Below are 22346 nucleotides of genomic sequence, written 5' to 3'. Positions count from 1 at the left end.
TTTGCTCTTATGCCCGCCGGCCAGGCCGGCGGGCATAACGTCTCTCGCTTCCTGGCGTCTTACTTTGCCGCGTCGAGGGCGGCGAACTCCTCGTCGGTGAGGGTGAGCTCGGGGGCCTGGGCCGAGTCGGTGATCGACTCGGGGCGGCTCGCGCCGGGGATCGGGATGACCACCGGGCTCTTGGCCAGCATCCACGCGAGCGTCACCCGCTGCGGGCTGACGTCGTGGGCCTCGGCCACCCGGGCGAACTCGCCGAACCGGGTGCCCAGCTCGCCGGCCTTCGTGATGCCACCGAGCGGCGACCACGGCAGGAACGCGATGCCGAGCTCGTCGCAGAGCTTCAACTCGTCCTCGGACGACCGGAACGCGGGGGAGAACTGGTTCTGCACCGACACCAGCCGCCCGCCGAGGATCTCCTGGGCCTGGCGGATCTGCTGGACGTCGGCGTTCGAGATGCCCGCCATCCGGATCTTGCCCGCGTCGAGCAGCTCCTTGAGCACGCCGACCGAGTCCGCGTAGGGCACCTTCGGGTCGGGCCGGTGGAACTGGTAGAGCCCGATCGCCTCCACCCCGAGCCGCTTGAGGGACGCCTCGACGGCCTCCCGGAGGTGCTCCGGCGAGCCGTCGAGCGTCCACGAGCCGTCGCCGGGCCGCTGGTGACCGCCCTTGGTGGCGACCAGGACGCTTGAGGTGTCGCCGCCGTAGCTCGCGAGCGCCTGCGCGATGAGGCTCTCGTTGTGCCCGACGTCGTCCGCCTTGAGGTGGTAGGCGTCCGCGGTGTCGATGAACGTCACCCCGGCGTCCAGCGCGGCGTGGATCGTGCGCACCGACCGCTCGGTCTCCGGCCGGCCCTCGATGGACATCGGCATGCCGCCGAGGCCGATCGCACTGACTTGGGTCTCTCCGATGCTTCGCTGCTTCATGGTCCTGGGCTACCCCCGTGGGCCCGCTTTAGCCGTGACCACTGCCACGCCCGGTACAGCTCGTCGTCACGGTAATGTGAACGGCGTGCTGACCATTGACAGTGCGATCGTCTCCGCGATCGTCGCCCACGCCCGCCGGGACCACCCCGACGAGGCCTGCGGCGTCGTCGCCGGCCCGGCCGGCAGCGACCTGCCGACGCGGCACATCGCCATGGACAATGCGGCGCGGTCGATGACCTTCTACGAGTTCGACTCGATGGAGCAGCTGCGCGTCTGGCGCGAGATGGACGACAACGACGAGGAGCCGGTCGTCATCTACCACTCGCACACGGCGACCGAGGCCTACCCGTCCCGCACGGACGTCAAGTTCGCCGGCGAGCCGGGCGCCCACTACGTGCTGGTCTCGACCCGCGAGCCCGACGCCGAAGAGATCCGCTCGTTCCGTATCGTGGACGGTGTGGTGACCGAGGAAGAGGTCAACATCGTGGATGCGACGGTGGACGCGTGAGCACGAGTGCTGACGGGCATGCCGTCCAGTCGTACATGTTCGGGCAGAGCCCCGCGTCGGTCTACTACGAGTGTCGCTGAGCGCTCGTCCGCAGACCGTTTCCCGAACATCTTGACTCACTTCTGCTAGGAGTTACCGCATCATGGCTGTCGAAGTTCGCGTTCCGACCATCCTGCGCAGCTACACCGGCGGCGCGAAGGTCGTCGAGGGCTCCGGTGAGACCCTGTCCGGTCTGATCGACAATCTGGACGCCCAGCACAACGGGCTCAAGGGCCGGCTGATCACCCCCGAGGGTGGCCTGCACCGGTTCGTCAACATCTACGTCAACGACGAGGACGTCCGCTTCCTCGGTGCCCTCGAGGCCCCGGTCAAGGACGGCGACTCCGTCACGATCCTCCCGGCCGTCGCCGGGGGTGCCCTGGGCTTCGCCGCTGCCGCGGCCCTGCTCGGGAAGTAATCGTCATGGCTCGCTTCGAGAGCCTGCTGGACGCCTGCGGGGGCACGCCGCTCATCGGCCTGCCCCGCCTGTCGCCGACGGTGCCCGAGGGGGCACCGCCGGTGCGGCTCTGGGCCAAGCTCGAGGACCGCAACCCGACCGGCAGCATCAAGGACCGGGCCGCGATGTACATGGTTCGCGAGGCCGAGGAGTCCGGCAAGCTGCGCCCCGGCGACACGATCCTCGAACCGACCAGCGGCAACACGGGCATCTCGCTGGCCATGGTGGCCAAGCTCCGCGGCTACCGCCTGGTCTGCGTGATGCCGGAGAACGTCTCCGCCGAGCGCGTCCAGCTCCTCCGCATGTACGGCGCCGAGATCATCTTCTCACCGGCCGCGGGCGGCTCCAACCAGGCCGTCGCCACCGCCAAGCAGATCGCGGAGGAGCACCCCGACTGGGTCATGCTCTTCCAGTACGGCAACCCGGCCAACGCCCGCGCCCACTACGAGACGACCGGTCCCGAGCTGGTGCGCGACCTGCCCACGATCACCCACTTCGTGGCGGGCCTGGGCACCACCGGCACCCTCATGGGCACCGGGCGCTACCTCCGCGAGAAGATCGAAGGCATTCAGATCGTCGCCGCGGAACCCCGTTACGGCGAGCTGGTCTACGGCCTCCGCAACATCGACGAGGGCTACGTCCCCGAGCTCTACGACGCCACGGTCCTGTCCCGCCGCTTCTCGGTGGGCACCCGCGACGCCGTCCTGCGCACCCGCCAGCTGGTGGACGTGGAGGGCATCTTCGCCGGCTTCTCCACCGGCGCCATCCTGCACGCCGCCCTGGCCGTCGCCCACGAGGCGGTCAAGCAGGGCAAGCCGGCCGACGTGGCCTTCGTGGTCTGCGACGGCGGCTGGAAATACCTCTCCACCGGAGCCTATGGCGGCACCCTCTCCGACGCCGAGGATGCCCTCGAGGGCCAGCTCTGGGCCTGACGCCCACCGGACGGGGCGGCTTCGCGCTGCCCCGTCGCCGCTCTCCCCGCCGACGCAGGGACCTTCCCTGACCCCTGGCGGCCCGCCCCCTTTTCCTTCGCCGCCTTCTCGCCGCCGCGCCTTCTTTTTCGTCGCTGGCGTCTCGCCGCCGTGCCCTCTTTCCCAGCGCTGCCGTCTCGCCGCCGTGCCCTCTTTTCTAGCGCTGCCGTCTCGCCGTCCTTGGCCGCGCCCTCTCGCCCGGCGTTGCCCTCGTTCCGGCCGGAGTCGCGCGTGCTCTCCCGTTGCCGGCTTCTCCGTGGGACGTCTGCCGCGGGGTGGTGTCAGTAGGCGACGGCGAGCATGATGTCCGCGATCAGTGGCACCGCGGCGCCCAGCAGCAGCACCCACGGCAGCGTCCGCCGGTGGATCGACAGGTAGCCGCCCACCGCCAGCGCCACGCTCACCAGGCCGAGCAGGGCGAGCACCCCCGTGTACCAGACGGGCACCCCGCCGCCGATCTGCGACACCATGCCCCGGACGCCGATGCCGACCCCGCCGAGGCCGAGAAAGAGTGCGTAGATCGACATCGTCAGCAGCCGCCGGTTGCCGGGCGTCGGGTCGTCGGCGGCCGGAAACCGAAAGCGCGCTTCCGCGTCGGACACGTCCGGCGCGATGGACCGGGTGGGCTCCCAGCCGAACGGGACGACCTCCGGTGCCCTCACCTCTCGCGCGCGCGTCGTTTCGTCCACGTCCGTAGTCGTCACTGGGTAGCCCTCCGATTTGTCCGTTCTTGTCTCCTCACACAATGAGCAACGGATGCGACTCACGAGGCGTAACGCGACCGAAAATGACCCAGCTCACGGCGCCTGTGACATAGGTTGTCGATTTAGCGACAAATCGATCAGACGTTTACGTGACGCGCTGGTCCCGGCGTAGGCTGCGCAGCGAGATTGCCCGCTCCGCTCGCTCCGCCAGGGGTCGGTCGGCGGTGCTGTGAACGACCGAGCGTGAACCAGAGGGACCCCTATGCGACTGACCGTTCTCGGCTGTGCCGGCAGTTTTCCCGGCCCCGAGTCGGCCTGTTCCGCCTACCTTGTCGAGGCCGAGGGTTTCCGGCTCTTGATCGATTTCGGATCGGGCTCCCTGACGGCACTCCAACGATATGCATCGATCGATGCGGTCGACGCGATTCTGCTCACCCACCTCCACTGCGATCACATGCTCGACGCGTGTACCTATGTGGTCGTGCGGCGTTACTCACCCGGGGGCCCGCTGCCGCCGCTGCCGGTCTATGCCCCGATGGGCGCCGCCGAGCGGATCTCCGCCGCCTACAGCTCGGAGAACGAGCCGGTCGACGACGTCTACACGTTCTACGGCCTGCAGCCCGGCACCTTCCCGATCGGCCCCTTCACGGTGACGGCCGACCGCGTCAACCATCCGATCGAGACCTACGGCGTCCGCGTCGAGCACAACGGACACGTCCTCGCCTACTCGTCGGACACGGCTCCCTGCGACTCCCTCCTGCGCCTGGCTCAGGGCGCGGATCTCTTCCTGTGTGAGGCGAGTTACCTCGACGGCCGGCCCAACCCGCCTGACCTGCACCTGACCGGCAGCGAAGCCGGCGAGGCGGCCACCAAGGCCGATGTGCGGCGGCTCCTGCTGACCCATCTGGTGCCCGCGTGGGGCTCGGAGGCATCTACTGTGGAGGCGGCGACCGCGGCTTTCGCGGGTCCGGTGGAGGTCGTCCGTCCGGGCGCCCGCTACGATCTGTGAGCTTGCCGAGGGGGCGGCACCAGCGCACCATCGGGTTTCGATAGTGATCTTGGAGTGCCCTGCATGACCGGTCGACCATCGGCCGCGCGGTCCCGTGGACTGCGCATCGTCCGACTGGCGAACTTCGTCTCACCCCGCTCCGGCGGTCTGCGGACCGCCCTGCGCCACCTCGGCGAGGGCTATCTGCGCGCCGGGCACTGGCCCATTCTGATCGTGCCGGGCAAGGAACACTCCGACGTGATGACCGAGCAGGGGCGCGTGATCACGCTCCCCGGTCAGCGGCTGCCCCGGACGGGCGGCTATCGGGTCCTCGCCGGCCGGCGCCAGCTCAGCAAGCTGCTCGACGACCTGGCCCCGGACCGCATCGAGGTCTCCGACCGCTCCACGCTGGGCTGGACCGGCCGCTGGGCCCGCGAGCGCGGCGTCGGCTCGATGATGGTCTCCCACGAGAGCCTGGCCGGCCTGCTCGGCGTGTGGGGCATGCCGCACCGCGACTCGCTCGCCGACCGGCTCAACGAGCGCACTGCCGAGACCTTCGACCAGATCGTCTGCACGACGGCCTTCGCCGCGGCCGAGTTCCGCCGGCTCGGAGTGCCCAACCTGACGGAGATCCCGCTCGGCGTGAACCTGCGCCAGTTCCACCCGAGCCGCCGGGACCCCGCCGTCCGCGAGCAGTATGCCCGGCCGGACGAGCTCCTCGTCGTCTTCTGCAGCCGGCTTTCCGCGGACAAGCGCCCCGAGCTCGCCGTGGACGCGGTCGCCGCCCTGCGCGCGGCCAAGGTGCCCGCCGTACTCGTCATCGCGGGTGACGGTGCCCGGCGCACCTCGCTGGCCTATCGCTCCGCCCGCCTGCCGGTCCGTTTCGCGGGCCACATCGCCGACCGGGACGCGGTCGCCGCGCTGCTGGCCAGCGCGGACGTCGCCGTCGCGCCCGGCCCGATCGAGACCTTCGGCCTGGCCGCTCTCGAGGCGCTCGCCTGCGGCACGCCGGTCGTGGTCAACGACGCCAGCGCCCTGCCCGAGGTCGTCGGCTCCGCGGGGCTGGCCGTGCCGGGCACCCCGGACGGCTTCGCGGACGGCGTCACCAAGCTGATGGACCGCCCCGAGAACGAGCGCCGCGCCGCGGCCCGAGCGCGCGCCGAGCTCTTCGGGTGGCCCCAGGCCGTCGAGGGATTCCTGCGCGCGCACGGCGCCCAGCCGACGCTGCGGCCGCCGACGATGCCGGCCCGCCAGACCGCTCGTACGCTCAGGCCTGCTGTCCCGGCAGTCATCGCCGCCGCCACCGACGTGTGGGCGAGCGCCTCCAACAACCGGGCCTGACATCGATTCCTGCTTCATGGCCGTCTCCTTCGTGCCGTTCGGTGCGTCAGGTCTAGCAGGAATCGGTGCGGGGCCCGGAAAGTTATCCACAGGCTGCAGCCGGCCCGGCAAGTTATCCACAGGACGGGCACCCGGCGCGGCGGAGTGCTCCTCATCGGCCTAGGCTCTTTGCCATGTCCCGTCCCGACGGCCGAGCGCCGGATCAACTCCGTCCCGTGACCCTGACCCGCAGGTGGAGCATGCATCCCGAGGGATCCGTGCTCGTCGAGTTCGGGAACACGCGCGTGCTCTGCACGGCGAGCGTCACCGAGGGCGTGCCGCGCTGGCGCAAGGGATCCGGCCTGGGCTGGCTCACGGCCGAATATTCGATGCTGCCCCGCGCGACGAACACCCGCGGCGACCGCGAGAGCGTCAAGGGCAAGGTCGGCGGCCGCACCCAGGAGATCTCCCGGCTGATCGGGCGCAGCCTCCGGGCCAGCATCGACCTCAAGGCCCTCGGGGAGAATTCCATCGTCCTCGACTGCGACGTGCTGCAGGCCGACGGCGGCACCCGCACCGCCGCGATCACCGGCGCCTACGTGGCGCTGCACGACGCGGTGAGCTGGCTCGCCGACCGCAAGTCCCTCGCCGGCAAGCCGGCCGCCGTGCTCCACCGCTCCATCCAGGCGGTCAGCGTCGGCGTCATCGCGGGCGAGCCCCGCCTCGACCTCATGTACGAGGAGGATGTCGCCGCCGAGGTGGACATGAACGTCGTCTGCACCGGCGACGGCGACTTCGTCGAGGTGCAGGGCACAGGGGAGGCCGGCATCTTCAACCGCGGCCAGCTCGACGACCTGCTCGACCTCGGCGTCCTGGGCTGCGCGGAGCTGGCGGCCGCCCAGCAGAAGGCGCTGGCGTCATGAGCGCCCGCCTGCTGCTGGCCACCGGCAACAAGAAGAAGCTCGTCGAGCTCCAGCGCATCCTCGACGCGTCGCTCGGCCTCGGCGGCGTGGAGCTGGTCGGCCTCGGCGACTTCCCCGACTATCCCGACGTCCCCGAGACCGGCCTGACATTCGGGGAAAATGCCCTGATCAAGGCCCGCGAGGGCGCCTCCCGCACGGGCCTGCCGACGGTGGCCGACGACTCCGGCATCGCCGTCGACGCTCTCAACGGCATGCCCGGCGTCTTCAGCGCCCGCTGGTCGGGCCGCCACGGCGACGACAACGCCAACCTCGACCTGCTCCTGGGCCAGATCTCCGACGTCCCCGACGAGCACCGCGGCGGCGCCTTCGTCTGCGCGGCCGCCCTGGTCCTGCCCAACGGGCGCGAGCACCTGGTCGAGGGCCGCCAGCCGGGCCGCATCCTGCGCGCACGCCGGGGGACGGGCGGCTTCGGCTACGACCCGATCTTCCTGGGCGAGGGGCAGGAGCGGACCAACGCGGAGCTCAGCCCGGCCGAGAAGGACGCGATCAGCCACCGGGGCAAGGCCTTCCGCGAGCTGGCCAAGGTTATCGCCAAGGAGCTGCCCCGCTGAGGGGGATCGCTTTGTGCGCCCGGGCGGACCTTCGCGGTTGAGCGGATTTGCCCGCATGTTCGGGCGGATCCTGGCAGTCGGGCGGGGTTGGCGTTCGGGCGGGCTGGTTTGTGGTGTTGAGCCTTTCCGGCGGTCTGGCGGGTCTCGAGTGCCCGAGAGGGACCTTCAAGCCGCATGCCTGCGTGGTGCCCGTGTGCCGTGCTCGCATGCCCGCTGGTGAGGTGGTGTCTTGGGTACCGCGTCTTTCTGGGGCCGGCCGGAGTTGATCTTTGGGGATGGTCGGCGGGTGGAGGGGGCGCGGTGGTCGAGGCGCTGTTCGGGGAGTTGAGTGTTGAGCAGGTGCGGGAGGCCAGTTCCGGGTGGGACACCCGCGAACTGCTGGCCGCGTTCGATCGGTATCGGGAGTATCGGACCGCTGCGGAGTGGAACGGGCTGGTGCGGGTTTGCGAGGCGCTGGCCGTAGTCGGCTGGGGTGAGCGGGAGCCCGTGGAGGCGTTCGCCGAGCGGTGGATCAACGGGGCTTTCTACACGCAGTTGCGCAATCGGCAGTTCGAGGTGGTGCTCGGCAGCGACCAGCGGTGGGAGAGGCTGGGCAACACGTTCGTGCCGGCCGGCGACAGCGTCACCGCTGAGGTTCTGGCGAGCGGCAACGCGAAGGCGCGGAACGATGATGCTGACCGAGGCGGCCAGCAAGCGGGGCGAGTCGCCGCTCAGCGGACCGGTGCCGCGCCGGTGACCGGGCTGGCCTCGCAGCGGATCCCATTGGCGTCCAACCCCTTGCGGCTGGTGCGATCCGGCGGCTGCCAGGCGGAGGCCAAGCCCTTCGCCGAGGAGCTCATGCGGTTGCGGGATCTGCTCGATCGGCGACTCGGAAAGCCGTACGGACCAGGCTTCGGCAGCCTCGGGATCCGGCTCAACTTCAGTCATCCGGCCAGCGGGCGGGCCCCGGGCGCCGAGTACTTCCATGACGAAGCCGGGCCGGTGTCGGTGGCCGGGGCCAAGCCGTTCGTGCGCCCGCGCCTCGAACTCGGACGGTTCTCGCTGCATCGGGGCGAGGTTGTGTGCACTGCTGTTCGCCACTACACCGATGCCGAGGCGCGGGCGGATCTGCCGGTGCAGAAGCGGGGCTTTGCCGAGGACTTCGCGGCTGTGCTCGACGACCTCGCCCGGAGGCTGCGTCGCCGAGCCCCCGGATATCGGATCGCCGACCTGCGAAACGACGCCTCCGAGGTGCTCGGCGAATGGATGCGCGCATGAGCCCGGCTCACGAGGCCGGCTGGGAGCCGATCAAGGCAGTACGCGTGGTCCGGATGACGAGGTCGTCGCGCTGACGGAGGCCGGCCAGCAGCCGCTCCAAGGCCTGGCGTTCGTCGGACGTCAGCCGGTCGCCGAGCTGCTCGCCCACCCGCCCGAACACCGCCGCCGCATACTCCACGCCGGCCGGCGGCAAGGGCGCGTCGACGGCGATGTCCAGCACTCGCTCGGTCACCGTGAAGCCGGCCTTCTCGAGCAGGTGCCGCCAGTTGGCGCCCATGTGCGGCAGGTGTTCGGCGCGGGCCTGGGCCTGCAGCTCCTGGGTGCGCGCCTCCAGGGCTCGCTCGGCCGGGTCCGCCGACTCCGGCAGGAACCACGGCATGCCGCTCAGCTCCATCACCGCGAGCACCCCGCCCGGGGCCAGCGTGGCTCGCACCGATTCGAGGACCCGTACGGGCTCCGCCAAATGGTGCAGCGAGGCCGAGGCCCAGACGAGGTCGGCCTGCTCGACGTCGGGCCAAGCGTCGTCGAGGTCGGCGGCCACCGGGCGTACGCGATCGTGAAGGCCCAGCTCGCGGGCCCGGCCGGCCAGCCTGTGCAGCATCGCGGGATCGGCGTCGACGGCCGTCACGGTCGCCGCCGGGAAGCGCCGGAGCAGCGCGAACGCCCCGGCGCCGGTGCCCGTGCCGAGGTCCAGGATGTGCCGGACCGGGCGGTCACCCGCCTGCTGCGCGATCCAAGCTGTCACCTCGTCCAGGTACGACCGGAGCACCTCGGCGTCCAGATCCAGCACCGAGGACATCGTCGTCGAGTCACCGTGGTGGTGGTGCGAATTGCTCATGCGACCGACCGTACGCCGGGATTGCTCCTCGGGCATAGCATCTTGCGTATGAAGCAAGACGGAGATGTCGACGGTCTCGTCCGGGCCCGGCTGCGGACGCTGAGACTCGCGCGCGGCTGGTCGCTGGACGATCTCGCCACGCGCAGTCATCTCAGCCCCTCCACCCTCAGTCGCCTCGAAACCGGTCACCGGCGAATCGGGCTCGACCAGCTCACCGCGCTGGCCCGTACGCTCGGCGTCAGCCTGGACGAGCTCGTCCGCCCCGACGGCGACGACGACGTGGTGATCCGCCCGCTGCACAATCCGGACCGCAACCAGACCGTCTGGCGGCTCTCCAACGAACCGCACCAGACCGTCGCCAAGGTACGTGTCGACGGGCCCGCGCCCCGCGACACCCGGACCCACCCGGGGCGCGACTGGTTCCTGGTCCTGTCGGGCACGGTCGAGCTGATCCTGGGCGACCGCCTCATCGTGGTCGAAACCGGTCAGGCGGCCTCCTTCTCGACGATGACGCCGCACGCGTTCGGCTCCCGCAACGGCCCCGCCGAGATCCTCGCCGTCCTCGACCACGAAGGCAGCCGGACCCACGTCCACGATTGAGGCAGACGGGCGGCCCGACGGCAGCCGCCACTCACGTCCAGGATCGAGGCGGACGGGCGACCCGACGGAGCCGCTCCCACGTGCTCGAACAAAGATCAGGCCAGCGCCCCCACGGCGGACTCGATCGCGGCCCGCAACGTGCGCCCCGACACCACCGAGCGAGCCTCCTCCAGCACCGGCGCCAGGAAAAGGTCCGGACCCGGCGTCCCGGCGAAGGGCGTGAAGGCGGCCACCGCGGCCCGCCCCGACGGCGAGGGCGTCAACGGCGCCCGCAACTGCAGACCTCGTACGCCGGAAAGCAGCTCCACCGCCAGCAAACTTGTCACATTGTCGAGCACGGTCCGCAGCTTCTTCGCCGCCGCCCAGCCCATCGACACGTGGTCCTCCTGCATGCCGCTGGTCGGGAGCGAGTCGACCGACGCCGGGGACGCCAGCCGCCTGTTCTCCGCGACGATGCCCGCGGCCGTGTATTGCGCGATCATCAGCCCCGAGTTGACACCCGCGTCCGGTGACAGGAACGGCGGCAGCTGCCGGTTGCGCGTGACGTCGAGGAGCCGGTCGACGCGGCGCTCGGAGATGGCGCCCACCTCGGCGGCCGCGATGGCCAGATAGTCGGCGGCGAAACCGAGCGGCGCCCCGTGGAAGTTGCCCGTCGACTCTACGCGCCCGTCGGTCAGCACCACGGGGTTGTCCACAACTGAGACGAGCTCTCGCGACGCGGTCAGGCGTACGAAATCGAGGGTGTCCCGCGCCGCGCCCGCCACCTGCGGGGCGCAGCGCATCGAGTAGGCGTCCTGCACGGCGTGCGCCAGGTCGTCCCGGTGCGAGTCCATGATGGCCGAGTCCTGCAGCAATCGGTGGATGTTGGCCGCCGACGCCGCCTGGCCCGGGTGCGGGCGGATGGCGTGCAGCTCCGGCAGGAACGGGCGCTCCGAGCCGAGCATCGCCTCGATCGCCAGGGCGGCTGTGACGTCCGCCATGGTGAAAATGTGCGCCGCGTCCTCGATGGCGAGCAGGAGCATGCCGAGCATGCCGTCCGTACCGTTGATGAGCGCGAGCCCCTCCTTGGCGGTCAGCGCAAGCGGCGAAAGACCGGCCGCGTGCAGCGCGTCGGGGGCCGGCACCCGCGCGCCGTCCTTGCCGAGCACCCAGCCCTCGCCGAGCAGCACGAGCGCGCAATGCGCAAGGGGAGCAAGGTCACCCGACGCGCCGAGCGAGCCGTGCTCCGGCACCCACGGCGTGATGTCGTGGTTGAGCAGGTCGACGAGCCCCTGCGCGAGCGCGGGGCGCACCCCGGACAACCCCAGGGCCAGCGACCGTACGCGCAGCAGCATCATCGCCCGCACCACCTCACGCGGCATCGGGGCGCCGACCCCGGCCGCGTGTGAGCGAATGAGCGCATGTTGCAGTTCGGCCCTGCGCGCCGGGGCGATCGACGTGTTGGCGAGCGCGCCGAAGCCGGTCGACACGCCGTAGACGGGACGGCCGGATGCCTCGATCCCGTCGACGATGCTCCGGCTGCGCGCCATGGCGTCGACGGCGGCTCCGGCGATGTCAACGTGGGCATTGCCACGCGCCACGGCGACGACATCGGCGGCGGAGACTCCCGTGGGCTGAACGGTGACGTTCGGAGCGGGACCCGTGGGCTGGACTGTGACGGTCATTGCGGCACTCCGTTGTGCAGAACTGTGTGGATCAAGGGGACACCGGGCCGATAGGCCAGGTGCAGGAACGTCGGGGCGTCGAGCAGGACGAGATCCGCCCGCGCCCCGGGGCGCAACACGCCGATGTCGTCGCGGCGCAGGCTCCGCGCGCCGCCCGCTGTCGCTGCCCACAGGGCCTCGGCCGGAGCCAGACCCATTTCCCGTACGGCCAGCGCGACGCAGAACGGCATCGACGACGTGTACGACGAGCCGGGATTGCAGTCCGTCGCCAGCGCCACCGTGACACCCGCGTCGACCAGCCGTCGCGCGTCGGGATAGGGCGACCGCGTCGAGAACTCGGCCCCGGGCAGCAGCGTCGCGACGGTGTCCGAGGCGGCGAGCGCGTCGATGTCCGCGTCGCTCAGATGTGTGCAGTGGTCGGCGCTCGCCGCGCCCAGCTCCACCGCCAGTTGCACGCCCGGCCCGGCCGTCAGCTGGTTGGTGTGCACGCGCAGCTCCAGCCCGGCCTCGGCGCCCGCGGTCAGGATCGCCCGCGTCTGATCGCCGTCGAAGGCGCCGCGCTCGCAGAAGACGTCGATCCATCGCGCGTACGGCGCCGCGGCCGCCAGCATCGGCCCGGTGACCAGGGCGACGTACTCGTCCGGCCGGTCCAGGTATTCGGCCGGCACCACGTGCGCGCCCAGGAACGTCGTCTCCGGAGTGAGCGAACGCGCAATCCGCAATGAGCGTTTCTCGTCGTCGACGTTCAGCCCGTACCCGGACTTGATCTCCACCGTGGTCGTACCCTGCCGCCGCATCTCCGCGACCAGCCGCCCCGCCGCAGCCGTCAGCTCGTCGTCGGAGGCAGCCCGGGTGGCGGCGACCGTCGTCCGGATGCCGCCCCCGGTGTACGACTCGCCGGCCATGCGCGCCGCGAACTCGGCGGCCCGATCCCCGGCGAAGACCAGGTGCGCGTGGCTGTCCACGAAACCCGGGATCACCGCGCGGCCGCCGGCGTCGATGCGCTCGTCGGCGGCGGGGGCCTGAGCGGCCGGCCCGATCCACGCGATCCGGTCACCGTTGACGACCACGGCCGCGTCGTGCAGCGTGCCGACCTCGCCGTCCTGTGTGGTCAGTTCGCCGATGTTCGTCACAAGAACGCTCATGCCACCACTGTTCGCTTTGTCCGTCGCAAGCATGCTCTTGCCGCGCTGTTCGTTTCGTCCGTCGCGAGCATGCTCTTGCCGTCGCTGTTCGTTCTGTTCATCGCAAGCATGCTCTTGCCGTCGCTGTTTGCTTTGTTCGTCGCGAGCATGCTCACGCGCCTTCTCGGGACGAGCGCGGCTTGTCCGGGAGGCGGAGCGAGCGCAGCGCCACGCCCAACGCGGCGGGAACGTCGAACGCCGTGTGACGCCCGCCCTTGACGACGGGCCGGCCGTCAACGATCACGTCCGTCACGTCGGCGCCCGTGGCCGCGAAGACGATGCCTGCCGGATCCGCGCCGGCCGTACGTACCGAATCGAGGGTGACCGCGACCAGGTCGGCCCGCGCGCCTACCTCGATCTTCCCCGCGTCCTCCCAGCCCAGCGCGGTGTGCGCGGACGCGGCGGCGATCAGCTCGGCCGGCGTGAAGTGGCCGCGCCGCCGGGTGGCCAGCCGCTCGTCGAGTTCCATGCCGCGCGCCTCCTCGAACATGTCGATCACCGCGTGGCTGTCGCTGCCCAGGCTCAGCGGCACACCCGCGTCGGCCAGCCGGCGACCAGGCCCGATGCCGTCGGCCAGGTCACGTTCGGTCGTCGGGCACAGGCAGACCCCGGTCCCGGACGCGGCGAGCAGCTCGACGTCGTGGTCGGTGAGATGCGTCGCATGGACAGCGGTCGTACCCGGGCCGAGCACGCCGTGGCGGTGCAGCAACTCGGTCGGGGTGCAGCCGTGGAAGGCCAGGCACGCCTCGTTCTCCGCCGGCTGCTCGGAGAGATGGATGTGCAGCGGGGTCCGGCCGGCGAGCTTGCCGAGTACGTCAGCGGGCACGGCGCGTACCGAATGCAGGGCCGCGCCGATGATCGCGTGATCAGCCTCACCGAGTTCGGCGACGCGCGCGAGCCAGCGGTCGGCGTCGCCGTCGCTGAACCGGCGCTGCACTCCGGCGGGCGGGGCGCCCTCCACACTGGACGTCAGGTAGAGCGTGTCCAGCAGCGTGATGCGGATCCCGGCGTCGTCGGCGGCGGCCAACAGTGCCGAGCCCATCGCGTTCGGATCGGCGTAGGGCCGGCCTCCCGAATCGTGGTGCAGGTAATGAAATTCACCGACCGCCGTGATGCCGCCGAGGACCATCTCGCCGTAGACCGCGCGGGCCAGCGCGTAGTACGAATCGGGATCGAGCCGGCCGGCGACTTCGTACATTTGCTCACGCCACGTCCAGAAGCTGCCCCGGTCGTCGTACGTCCGCCCGCGCAGGGCCCGATGAAAAGCGTGCGAATGCGCATTGGCGAAGCCGGGCAGCACGAGCCCGCTCAGCCTGACCGTCCCGTGATCCCCCGCCGCGCCGGGAAGAGCCGCGCCAGGAAGGGCCGCTCCGGGAAGAGCCGCGCCAGGAAGGGCCGCGCCAGGAAGGGCCGCCCCGGGAAGGGCCGCGTCAGGAAAAGACGCGTCAGGACGGGCCGCGCCGGACTCGGGCCGCGCGGCCCCCGGCTCGACGGCGGCGAACCGGCCGTCCCGGACGTCGAGCAGCACATCGCGCACGACGCGGCCGTCGATCCAGGCGTGCGAGGCGAGGTACCTCACAGGCCCGCCAGCACATCGGCCAAAGCCGTGACACCCGCCACGCAATCCTCGTGCGGCGCGTGCTCGGCGGGGGAGTGCGACACCCCGGTCGGGTTCCGGACGAAGAGCATCGCCGTCGGCACGTGCGCGGACAGCACCCCGGCGTCGTGTCCCGCCCCGGTCGGCAGAATCGGCGCCCCGCCGAGGATCCCCGCGAGTCGGGAGGCCAAGGCCGTGTCGAAGGCCACTTCCGGCGACACCGACTCCGCTTCGACGGCGACCGAGGTGCCGTCCCGGCCGGCGCGCTCGGTGGCTCGCTTCATGATCGCCTCGACGAGCCGGTCCAGCGTCGGGGTGTCCGCCGCCCGCGCGTCCAGCCAGCCCCGGACCAGCGCCGGGATCGCGTTGGTGGCATTGGGTTCCACGAGCACCCGGGCCATCGTGGCGTGCGCCCCGGCCAGGCGCGCTTCCTTGTTGGCGGCCAGCACGGTGTACGCGTACGTGAGCATGGGGTCGTGCCGGTCGGCCATCAGCGTCGTGCCCGCGTGGTCGCCGGTGCCCGTGAAGTCGAGGCGCCACCGCCCGTGCGGCCAGATCGCGCTTGCCACGCCGACGGCCGCGTGCATCCCGACGAGGGCGCGCCCCTGCTCAATGTGCAACTCGACCACGGCGGACAGGCGACGAACCAGGTCGAGCCGTGCCCCGGCCGGGCGAGCACCCAGCGCCTCGCCGAAAGTCGTGCCGCCGGCATCACGCAACCCGGCGGCCCGGTCAGGGTCAACGGCCCCGGTCAAGAGCCGAGACCCCAGACACGGTACGCCGAACCGCCCGCCCTCCTCCTCGACAAACGCGGCCACCCCGATCGTCCGCGCCGGCGTCACGCCCCGCGCCCGCAACTCGTCGACGGCCAGGAACGCGCTGACGATGCCGAGGGGACCGTCATATCCGCCGCCGTGGGGCACCGAGTCGAAGTGGGATCCGGTGAGCACCGCGCCGTCGGCCCACGCCGGGCCCCACCACGCGAACAAGTTGCCGTTGCCGTCGTCGGTGACTTCCAGACCGCGCAGCGCCGCTTGACTCCGGAACCAGTCGCGCAGGGCGAGTTCGGGCGGGCTGAGGGCGTACCTCAAATAGCCCTTGCTCTCGCGGCCGATGGGCGCGATCTGCTCCCAAAGCTCGTCGAAGGCCCGAAGCTCGTCGATGGCCCGAAGCTCGTCGATGGCCCGGGGCGAGGAGGAGGCCCGGGGCGAGGAGGAGGTCATGCGTCCGCCATCGGGATGTGGACGCCGGACGCGGCCGCGGACTCGTAGCCCGCGTCCACGTGGCGCAGCACACCCATCGCCGGATCATTGGTCAGTACGCGCTCGATCTTCTGACCAGCCAATGCGGTGCCGTCCGCCACACAGACCTGCCCGGCGTGGATCGACCGGCCGATGCCGACGCCGCCGCCGTGATGGATCGACACCCAGCTCGCGCCGCTGGCGGTGTTGACGAGCGCGTTCAGCAGCGGCCAGTCCGCGATGGCGTCCGAGCCGTCGAGCATGGCCTCGGTCTCCCGGTACGGCGACGCGACCGACCCGGAGTCGAGGTGGTCCCGGCCGATGACGATGGGCGCGGACAATGTGCCGTCGGCCACCATGTCGTTGAACCGGACGCCGGCCTTGTCCCGCTCGCCGTAGCCGAGCCAGCAGATCCGCGCCGGCAGCCCCTGGAACGCGACGCGCTCGCCGGCCATCCGGATCCAGCGCGCGAGCGGCTCGTTCTCGGGGAAGAGGTCGAGGATCGCCTTGTCGGTGGCCGCGATGTCCTTCGGGTCGCCGGAGAGCGCCGCCCAGCGGAACGGCCCCTTGCCCTCGGCGAAGAGCGGCCGGATGTACGCGGGCACGAAGCCCGGGAACGCGAACGCCCGCTCGAACCCGCCCAGCTTCGCCTCGCCCCGGATCGAGTTGCCGTAGTCGAACACCTCGGCGCCCGCGTCCAGGAATCCGACCATCGCCTCGACGTGCTTCGCCATGCTCTCGCGGGCGCGGTCGGTGAACTCCTCGGGCTTGGTCCGCGCGTACTCGGCGGCGTCGGCGAGCTCGACCCCGATCGGGATGTAGCTCAACGGGTCGTGGGCGCTGGTCTGGTCGGTGACGATGTCGATCGCCACGCCTCGCCGGAGCAGCTCGGGGAAGACCTCGGCGGCGTTGCCGACAACACCGATGCTCTTAGCCTTTTTGTCGCTTTTTGCGGCCGAAGCTTGAGCAATCGCGTCGTCGAGACTGTCCGCAACAGTGTCGAGGTATCGGGTCTGCACTCGGCGTTCCAACCGGGTGCGATCAATGTCCACGATCAGGCACACGCCGCCGTTCATCGTGACGGCGAGCGGCTGCGCCCCGCCCATGCCCCCGCACCCGGCGGTCAAAGTCAATGTCCCGGCGAGGTCGCCGTGGTAACGCTTGGCGGCGATCGCGGCGAAGGTCTCGTACGTGCCCTGCAGGATGCCCTGCGTCCCGATGTAGATCCACGAGCCGGCCGTCATCTGCCCGTACATGGTGAGCCCGAGCTGCTCCAGCCGCCGGAACTCCGGCCACGTGGCCCAGTCGCCGACCAGGTTCGAGTTGGCGAGCAGCACGCGCGGCGCCCACTCGTGCGTGCGCAGCACCCCGACCGGGCGCCCCGACTGCACGAGCAGCGTCTCGTCGTTCTTCAGCTCGTCGAGCTCGCGCACAATCGCGTGGAACGACGGCCAGTCCCGCGCCGCGCGCCCGGTGCCGCCATAGACGACTAGGTCGTCGGGGCGCTCGGCGACGTCCGGGTCGAGGTTGTTCATGAGCATCCGCTTGGCGGCCTCCTGCGGCCAGCCCTTCGCGGTGTACGCGGTGCCCCGCGCGGCACGAATCTCCGGCATTGCGCTTCTCCCTACCCCTGAAAAATCTGGCGGCGGGCGGCCGTCGCCTCGAACTCCTCCAGCCGCCGCTGCGCCCGCTCGGGCACCGCGTCACAAATGGCCTGCAACAACACCATCGCCATGGCCATCGGCGCGGTGTGCAGATCGAACACGAGCTGCGTCCCCACGGGCGCGCTCAGCACCACATCGGCCGCGTCCGCCGCCGGGCTGACCCCCGAATCCGTCAGCGCGACGACGCTCAGCCCCAGCTCCTTGGCCTCCCGCAACGCGACCAGCGTCTCGCGCGGATAGCGCGGCAACGCGATGACCAGCATCGCACTCGCCCCGGCCGCCCGCGCCTGATCGAGCCGGTCCAGCAGCGCGGTCCCGCCCTCGTCGAGCACCCGCACATCCGGATGCACCTTCGCGGCGAAATACCCGAAATACGCGGCCAGCGGCGCGGCCGCACGCAACCCCAGCACCGGCAGGGGCGCGCTCTCCGCGAGCAAACCCGCAGCCCGCCGTACGCTCTCCAGCCCCGCGAGATCGTCGGCCACCCGCTCCAGATGCCGGGTCTCCGCGCGCACCGCCCGTTGCAACTCGTTCTGCGACCCGTCGGGCGCCTCGGCCGGCGCCGTCGCCAGGTCCCGCAACACCCGGCGCAATGCGGGGTAGCCGCTGTATCCCAGCGCCATCGCGAACCGCGTCACCGACGGCTGACTGACCCCGGCCAGCTCCGCAACCTCCGCCGCCGAAAGATAAGCAGCCGACGGCCCCCGCTGCACCAAACTGTGCGCGATCCTCCGCTGCGTAGGCGTGAGCCGTGCACCCTGAAAAAGATCGAGCACCCGCTCGGCCTCCGTGACGGTCCCGTCATTCACCCCCGCAGCTTATGCAAGAAATCTTTCACCGCGCTAGGGCCCGCGTTCGTGACTGACACCGACACTTCGCCCGCTCGACGCCGGACGGGTCGTACCGTTGCCGGCATGCGTAGCGGCGGGACGGTGCGCCATGGGTGATCCGCACATCCATGTCGAGGCGCGGCTCGGTGGTGAGGCGGTTGCGCGCAACATGCTCGCGGCCACGTTCGGGTTGGTGGGGGACGCTCCGCGCGAGGTGGAGACGGGGTGCGGGCTGCGGGTGCCGTACGCGATGACGTCCACCCGCCCCGGCAGTGTCACCTGTCTGCCGTGCCGGGAGCACGCGCGCCGCGAGCACGAGCGGGCCGCTGAGCAGGTTGTGCGGCTTGCTGCCATGCCGGGGTCGGTCGTCACGCCGGCCCAGGCGGCGGAGGCGGCAACGGCACACCGGGAGCTGGCCCGGCAGTTCGAGTGAAATGCTGAGTGGATGCACATCTCGGCGCTGTATACGTACCCGGTCAAGGGGTGTCGCCGGCTGCAGCACGACGCGGCGGTGACCGAGCCGTGGGGGCTGGCCGGCGATCGGCGCTGGATGGCGGTCGACGCGGACGGCGTCGGCATCACGCAGCGGCAGGCGCCCGCCCTCACCCGGCTGCGCGCGGTGCCGCGCCCCGGCGGCCTCACGCTGACCGCGCTCAGTGCCCGCGACAGCCGAGACGCCCGCGACAGCCGAGACGCCCGCGACGGCTCCCACGCCCGCGACAGCTCCGACGCCCGCGACGGCTCCCGCGCCCGCGACGACTTCGGCGATCGTGGCGGGTTCGAAGGCGGCCTCGACGTGGCCGAGCCGGTCGACGGGCCCAAGGTGACGATCCGGGTGTTCAGCTCGAAGCCGCCGCTGACCGCCCGGCTGGCCGACCCGGCCCAGGACTTCCTCACCGAGCTGCTGGGGCGTCCGGCCCGTCTGGCCTGGCTCGCCGACCCCACGGTACGCCCGATCGAGCGCCACGCCCGGGACAGCGACCGGGTCAGCTTCGCGGACGGCTACCCGGTGCTGCTCGTCAATGAGGCCTCCCTCACGGACCTCGGCGCCGGGGTGCCCGTGGTCAACTTCCGGCCCAATGTTGTGGTGGCGGGCGGCGCGGCGTGGGAGGAGGACTCGTGGGTCGGCAGGCGGGTGCGGCTCGGCGATGTCATCTTCCGGGTGGCCGAGGGCTGCAATCGCTGTGTCGTGTCGACGATCGATCAGGAGAGTGGCGCCCGGGGGCAGGAGCCGCTGCGAACGCTGGGCAGAGTGCGGCGGGTCGACAATCGCCTGCTCTTCGGTGTCAATCTGATCCCGGAAGAGTTGCCAGGTGAGACGCATGTCATCCGGGCGGGGGAGAGTGTCTTAAGGCTGTCTTAGGTTGGTTGTGGCGGGTGCCCGCGGCCCCGGAGGATGCTCCGACGTGGATGCCGACCTGACCACCCATCGCCGCCCCCGTCCCCGCTGGCTCGCCCCGCGCTGGCTCGCCACCGGTGGCGCCGTCGTGCTGGCCGGCGTGCTCGGCACCGCGCTGATGCTGCAGAACGGCGGCAGCGCGTGCGCCGCCCCGCCCAGCACCTCGAAGCAGTCGGGCAAGGCCACCTTCTACGACCTGGCCGGCACCCAGGGCAACTGCTCGTTCGACCCGCCCGCCGACGACCTCTACGTCGCGCTCGGCAACGACGAGTACTCCGGCGGCGCCGCGTGTGGCAGCTACCTCGACGTGACCGGCCCCGAGGGCAAGGTCCGGGTCAAGGTCTTCGACCGCTGCCCCGAGTGCGACGCCGGCCACCTCGACCTGAGCCGCACCGCCTTCAAGAAGATCGGCGCCGAGATCGACGGCATCATCCCGATCACCTACAAGACCGTGCCCAACCCGTCCGGCGTCGGCCCGATCAGCTTCGAGTTCAAGGAGGGCTCGTCGCAGTACTGGTTCGCCGTCCAGCCCGACAACACCGGCAACGCCGTCAAGTCGCTCGAGGCGAAGAGCTCCGGCGGCAGCTGGAAGTCGGCGACCCGCACGGACTACAACTTCTGGCTCATCGAGTCGGGCGCCGGCAGCGGCCCGTTCCAGATCCGGATGACCGACGTCTACGGCAACACGGTCACGGCGAAGGGCATCGACCTGCTGCCGCAGCAGACCCAGAAGACGTCCGTACGTTTCACCGGCGGTTCCGTGGCCGTCCAGGACGAGCCCGCGGCGAAGAAGAAGACGTCCGCCGCGACGAAGGCGACGAGCGGGACGAAGAAGCCGTCGCCCAGCGCCTCCGCGAAGAAGCCGGCCGGCGCGTCCGCGTCGCCGTCCCCCTCGGCCACCTCCGTCGCCCCCATCCCGCAGGCGACCGCCACCCAGGACGCGGAAACCCAGCAGGACCTCGCCCTCACCGCAGGAACGGCAACCTCACACTGCTGAAGCGCCGGTGAGCGCTGCCAAGCGCCGCCAAGCGCCGGTGAGTGTCGCTGAGCCGCAGAGCGAGCACGATCAAGCCCGGCCGAACCTCACAGCTTCAACCACATGAACAGCTCGTCACGATCATCCCCGGGGCCGACCCGCAGCGCCCCGGGGATGCGCCCGACCTCCACATACCCCGCCCGCGCATAGAACCGGTCGAGCCCGTGCCCGTCCCGCACGGTGACCTGCAACCCCTCGAGCCCCAGCCGCCGCCCCAGCTCGGCGGCCTCCCGCAGCAGCGCGGCCCCGTACCCGAGCCCCTGACTGCCCGGCCGCACCATGACCCGCTTGAGCGTCCGCCAGTGCGCCTTCAACCCGAACCGATTGTCGACGGCGACGAGAAACCCCACCAGCCGCCCGTCGTCGAACCCGGCCAGCAGATGGTCCGGCCCGTCCGTCACCCCGGCGAAGGCCACTTCCGCCACCGGCCGTACGTCCTCCGCCGTGACCGGCCCCACGAACCCGACCGCCCCGCCCGCGTTCGTCACGTCCGTCCACAGCCGCACGATCTCCTCCCGCAGCTCCGGCGTCAGCGGGGGATCGACCACAAAACTCAGCGCCATCGGGCCATCCTCCCGGCCGCCCCGCCCGTCTTGGGCACCCCCGGTGCGATGGTGTGCACCGCCACTGCGAGGACGGCTCGATGAGCCCTCGCCTGGACGGCCGGTCGTGGCGACCTGTGGTAGGGCCGACGGGACTCGAACCCGCACTGTCATGGACCTAAACCATGTGCCTGCTGCCAATTGGGCTACGGCCCCTCAATGGCTTCCACTCTAGGGCCTTCCTGATAGCGCAGCGTCGGCGGCTGCCCCCGCGAAGCCCTGTTCGGGAAGCCTGCCTTCGCCAACAGCCGTCCGATCATCGCGGGCGTGACGTCGATCGGCGCCGGTGAGGGCCTTGGCGATCCCTCTGTCTCCCATTTCAGGATGCTCGAGGGCAAAGGTCACCACGGCCCGCCGGTCGGCCTCGGAAAGCGGGCCGCGTCGTGGCCGGGCGGCGAGCGTGCCGCGTTCCTTCCGCCGCTTGATCAGTTTGCAGACGTGGTGCCGACTGCACCCGAGCCGCCGCCCCGCGGCACTCGCGCCCAGCTCACCCCTGATCACCTGGCCGATCACGGTCTCCCGGGCCGCCAGGTCGAGGGGCGGGACGACGACGGCCGGAGTGATCGGCTCGCCGGCGTCGTCGACCATGACGAAGGGACCATTGGTCGCATTTCGCTGCCGTCCCCCTTCAGCCGGCGCCCGCCGGAGAAGGTGTCCCGCTTCTCTCTTCGCGGCGACCGGGCGTACGACCAAAATCTGGTCGGCGGTCCGCCGGTTGCGGCTCGGTAGCCCCCGCCGGTGGCCCATGCCCAAGAAGTGTGATGTGTCGATGCCGAGAGCGTCGATCCGGCGTCGGAGGTGCGCGTGCGCACCGCCGGTGGGGCGAAGACCCAGGTGGCGCAGCACTCCGGCCATCGAGGTCGAGGCGTGGACGGCTTCGGCGATCATCTGCCGGGTGTAGCGAACGCTTCCCACCCGTGACACTCTAGTCATGGAGCAATTGCCGTGGCACGGCGGCCGCCGCGCGGGTCCAGGCCGCATGACGGCCGC

General features: G+C 71.1%; 22 protein-coding genes, 1 tRNA gene and 1 pseudogene. 12 read left to right on the top strand and 12 right to left on the bottom strand.

Features of this window, described 5'->3' with window-relative positions:
• Nucleotides 1-59: 59 nt before the first annotated feature.
• Entirely contained in the window at nucleotides 60-923 is an 864-nt protein-coding gene (locus tag RAN62_RS35665; RefSeq protein WP_305789258.1) for an aldo/keto reductase, read from the bottom strand.
• An 85-nt stretch (nucleotides 924-1008) separates the two neighbouring features.
• Between RAN62_RS35665 and RAN62_RS35660 the strand changes: the two are divergent.
• The 3 genes and pseudogenes from RAN62_RS35660 to RAN62_RS35650 all read left to right on the top strand — a co-directional run bounded on the left by RAN62_RS35660 (nucleotide 1009) and on the right by RAN62_RS35650 (nucleotide 2859).
• Nucleotides 1009-1511: pseudogene (locus RAN62_RS35660) on the top strand (M67 family metallopeptidase).
• 62 nt (nucleotides 1512-1573) lie between these two features.
• Nucleotides 1574-1888 carry a MoaD/ThiS family protein gene (locus tag RAN62_RS35655; RefSeq protein WP_305789256.1) on the top strand — a complete coding sequence of 105 codons (315 nt, stop codon included), beginning with the start codon at nucleotides 1574-1576 and terminating at the stop codon, nucleotides 1886-1888.
• A 5-nt stretch (nucleotides 1889-1893) separates the two neighbouring features.
• Nucleotides 1894-2859: a PLP-dependent cysteine synthase family protein gene (locus tag RAN62_RS35650; RefSeq protein ID WP_305789255.1), complete on the top strand. Its 966-nt coding sequence runs from the start codon at nucleotides 1894-1896 to the stop codon at nucleotides 2857-2859.
• A gap of 320 nt (nucleotides 2860-3179) precedes the next feature.
• Here the strand turns inward: RAN62_RS35650 and RAN62_RS35645 are convergent, their stop codons facing one another.
• Nucleotides 3180-3587, bottom strand: coding sequence for a hypothetical protein (locus RAN62_RS35645; RefSeq protein WP_305789254.1), 408 nt, complete (start codon nucleotides 3585-3587; stop codon nucleotides 3180-3182).
• Nucleotides 3588-3864: 277 nt separating this feature from the next.
• On the opposite strand from RAN62_RS35645, the gene RAN62_RS35640 reads away from it, so the two are divergent.
• From RAN62_RS35640 to RAN62_RS35620, 5 genes are all read left to right on the top strand, one after another.
• On the top strand, nucleotides 3865-4611 hold the full coding sequence (locus RAN62_RS35640; protein WP_305789253.1) for an MBL fold metallo-hydrolase: 747 nt from the start codon (nucleotides 3865-3867) through the stop codon (nucleotides 4609-4611).
• 63 nt (nucleotides 4612-4674) lie between these two features.
• Nucleotides 4675-5931 carry a glycosyltransferase gene (locus RAN62_RS35635; RefSeq protein ID WP_305789252.1) on the top strand — a complete coding sequence of 419 codons (1257 nt, stop codon included), beginning with the start codon at nucleotides 4675-4677 and terminating at the stop codon, nucleotides 5929-5931.
• Between the two features lie 173 nt (nucleotides 5932-6104).
• The gene (rph, locus tag RAN62_RS35630) at nucleotides 6105-6833 is read left to right on the top strand and encodes a ribonuclease PH (protein WP_305789251.1); all 729 of its coding nucleotides are present in this window, start codon (nucleotides 6105-6107) and stop codon (nucleotides 6831-6833) included.
• Entirely contained in the window at nucleotides 6830-7444 is a 615-nt protein-coding gene (gene rdgB / locus RAN62_RS35625; protein ID WP_305789250.1) for an RdgB/HAM1 family non-canonical purine NTP pyrophosphatase, read from the top strand. Before rph ends, rdgB begins: the two co-directional genes overlap by 4 nt.
• A gap of 300 nt (nucleotides 7445-7744) precedes the next feature.
• Complete coding sequence (locus RAN62_RS35620) at nucleotides 7745-8701, top strand: hypothetical protein (protein ID WP_305789249.1); 957 nt, start codon at nucleotides 7745-7747, stop codon at nucleotides 8699-8701.
• 7 nt (nucleotides 8702-8708) lie between these two features.
• Here RAN62_RS35620 and RAN62_RS35615 read toward each other — a convergent pair whose 3' ends face one another.
• On the bottom strand, nucleotides 8709-9539 hold the full coding sequence (locus RAN62_RS35615; RefSeq protein ID WP_305789248.1) for a class I SAM-dependent methyltransferase: 831 nt from the start codon (nucleotides 9537-9539) through the stop codon (nucleotides 8709-8711).
• Nucleotides 9540-9587: 48 nt separating this feature from the next.
• On the opposite strand from RAN62_RS35615, the gene RAN62_RS35610 reads away from it, so the two are divergent.
• Nucleotides 9588-10139, top strand: a complete 552-nt coding sequence (locus tag RAN62_RS35610; RefSeq protein ID WP_305789247.1) for a helix-turn-helix domain-containing protein — start codon at nucleotides 9588-9590, stop codon at nucleotides 10137-10139.
• 95 nt (nucleotides 10140-10234) lie between these two features.
• Here the strand turns inward: RAN62_RS35610 and hutH are convergent, their stop codons facing one another.
• From hutH to RAN62_RS35580, 6 genes are all read right to left on the bottom strand, one after another.
• Nucleotides 10235-11803 (bottom strand): histidine ammonia-lyase, encoded by a 1569-nt coding sequence (hutH, locus tag RAN62_RS35605; RefSeq protein WP_305789246.1) that lies wholly within the window; start codon nucleotides 11801-11803, stop codon nucleotides 10235-10237.
• The gene (gene hutI / locus RAN62_RS35600) at nucleotides 11800-12948 is read right to left on the bottom strand and encodes an imidazolonepropionase (RefSeq protein WP_305789245.1); all 1149 of its coding nucleotides are present in this window, start codon (nucleotides 12946-12948) and stop codon (nucleotides 11800-11802) included. Before hutI ends, hutH begins: the two co-directional genes overlap by 4 nt.
• Before the next feature lie 151 nt (nucleotides 12949-13099).
• Nucleotides 13100-14566: a formimidoylglutamate deiminase gene (locus tag RAN62_RS35595; RefSeq protein ID WP_305789244.1), complete on the bottom strand. Its 1467-nt coding sequence runs from the start codon at nucleotides 14564-14566 to the stop codon at nucleotides 13100-13102.
• Nucleotides 14563-15807 (bottom strand): allantoate amidohydrolase, encoded by a 1245-nt coding sequence (locus RAN62_RS35590; RefSeq protein ID WP_305789243.1) that lies wholly within the window; start codon nucleotides 15805-15807, stop codon nucleotides 14563-14565. The genes RAN62_RS35595 and RAN62_RS35590 overlap by 4 nt, the downstream gene beginning before the upstream one ends.
• A complete protein-coding gene (gene hutU, locus RAN62_RS35585; RefSeq protein ID WP_305789242.1) occupies nucleotides 15804-17438 on the bottom strand; it encodes a urocanate hydratase in 1635 nt (544 codons plus the stop codon). The genes RAN62_RS35590 and hutU overlap by 4 nt, the downstream gene beginning before the upstream one ends.
• Before the next feature lie 11 nt (nucleotides 17439-17449).
• Nucleotides 17450-18298 (bottom strand): MurR/RpiR family transcriptional regulator, encoded by an 849-nt coding sequence (locus RAN62_RS35580; protein ID WP_305789241.1) that lies wholly within the window; start codon nucleotides 18296-18298, stop codon nucleotides 17450-17452.
• Nucleotides 18299-18428: 130 nt separating this feature from the next.
• Between RAN62_RS35580 and RAN62_RS35575 the strand changes: the two genes are divergently transcribed.
• From RAN62_RS35575 to RAN62_RS35565, 3 genes are read left to right on the top strand one after another with little or no spacing between them, the layout of a single operon-like run.
• Nucleotides 18429-18752, top strand: a complete 324-nt coding sequence (locus RAN62_RS35575) for a hypothetical protein (protein ID WP_305789240.1) — start codon at nucleotides 18429-18431, stop codon at nucleotides 18750-18752.
• Nucleotides 18753-18764: 12 nt separating this feature from the next.
• Nucleotides 18765-19682, top strand: coding sequence for an MOSC domain-containing protein (locus tag RAN62_RS35570; RefSeq protein WP_305789239.1), 918 nt, complete (start codon nucleotides 18765-18767; stop codon nucleotides 19680-19682).
• 43 nt (nucleotides 19683-19725) lie between these two features.
• Nucleotides 19726-20715 carry an expansin EXLX1 family cellulose-binding protein gene (locus RAN62_RS35565; protein WP_305789238.1) on the top strand — a complete coding sequence of 330 codons (990 nt, stop codon included), beginning with the start codon at nucleotides 19726-19728 and terminating at the stop codon, nucleotides 20713-20715.
• 86 nt (nucleotides 20716-20801) lie between these two features.
• Here the strand turns inward: RAN62_RS35565 and RAN62_RS35560 are convergent, their stop codons facing one another.
• The 3 genes from RAN62_RS35560 to RAN62_RS35550 all read right to left on the bottom strand — a co-directional run bounded on the left by RAN62_RS35560 (nucleotide 20802) and on the right by RAN62_RS35550 (nucleotide 22244).
• The gene (locus RAN62_RS35560; RefSeq protein WP_305789237.1) at nucleotides 20802-21317 is read right to left on the bottom strand and encodes a GNAT family N-acetyltransferase; all 516 of its coding nucleotides are present in this window, start codon (nucleotides 21315-21317) and stop codon (nucleotides 20802-20804) included.
• Nucleotides 21318-21434: 117 nt separating this feature from the next.
• Nucleotides 21435-21512 (bottom strand) — tRNA-Leu (locus RAN62_RS35555).
• Between the two features lie 15 nt (nucleotides 21513-21527).
• The gene (locus RAN62_RS35550; RefSeq protein WP_305789236.1) at nucleotides 21528-22244 is read right to left on the bottom strand and encodes a hypothetical protein; all 717 of its coding nucleotides are present in this window, start codon (nucleotides 22242-22244) and stop codon (nucleotides 21528-21530) included.
• Between the last annotated feature and the right edge of the window lie 102 nt (nucleotides 22245-22346).

It is taken from the genome of Symbioplanes lichenis (assembly GCF_030709675.1).
In the GTDB taxonomy this organism is placed as follows: domain Bacteria; phylum Actinomycetota; class Actinomycetes; order Mycobacteriales; family Micromonosporaceae; genus Actinoplanes; species Actinoplanes lichenis.
This window is presented reverse-complemented; position numbering and strand designations above follow the sequence as displayed.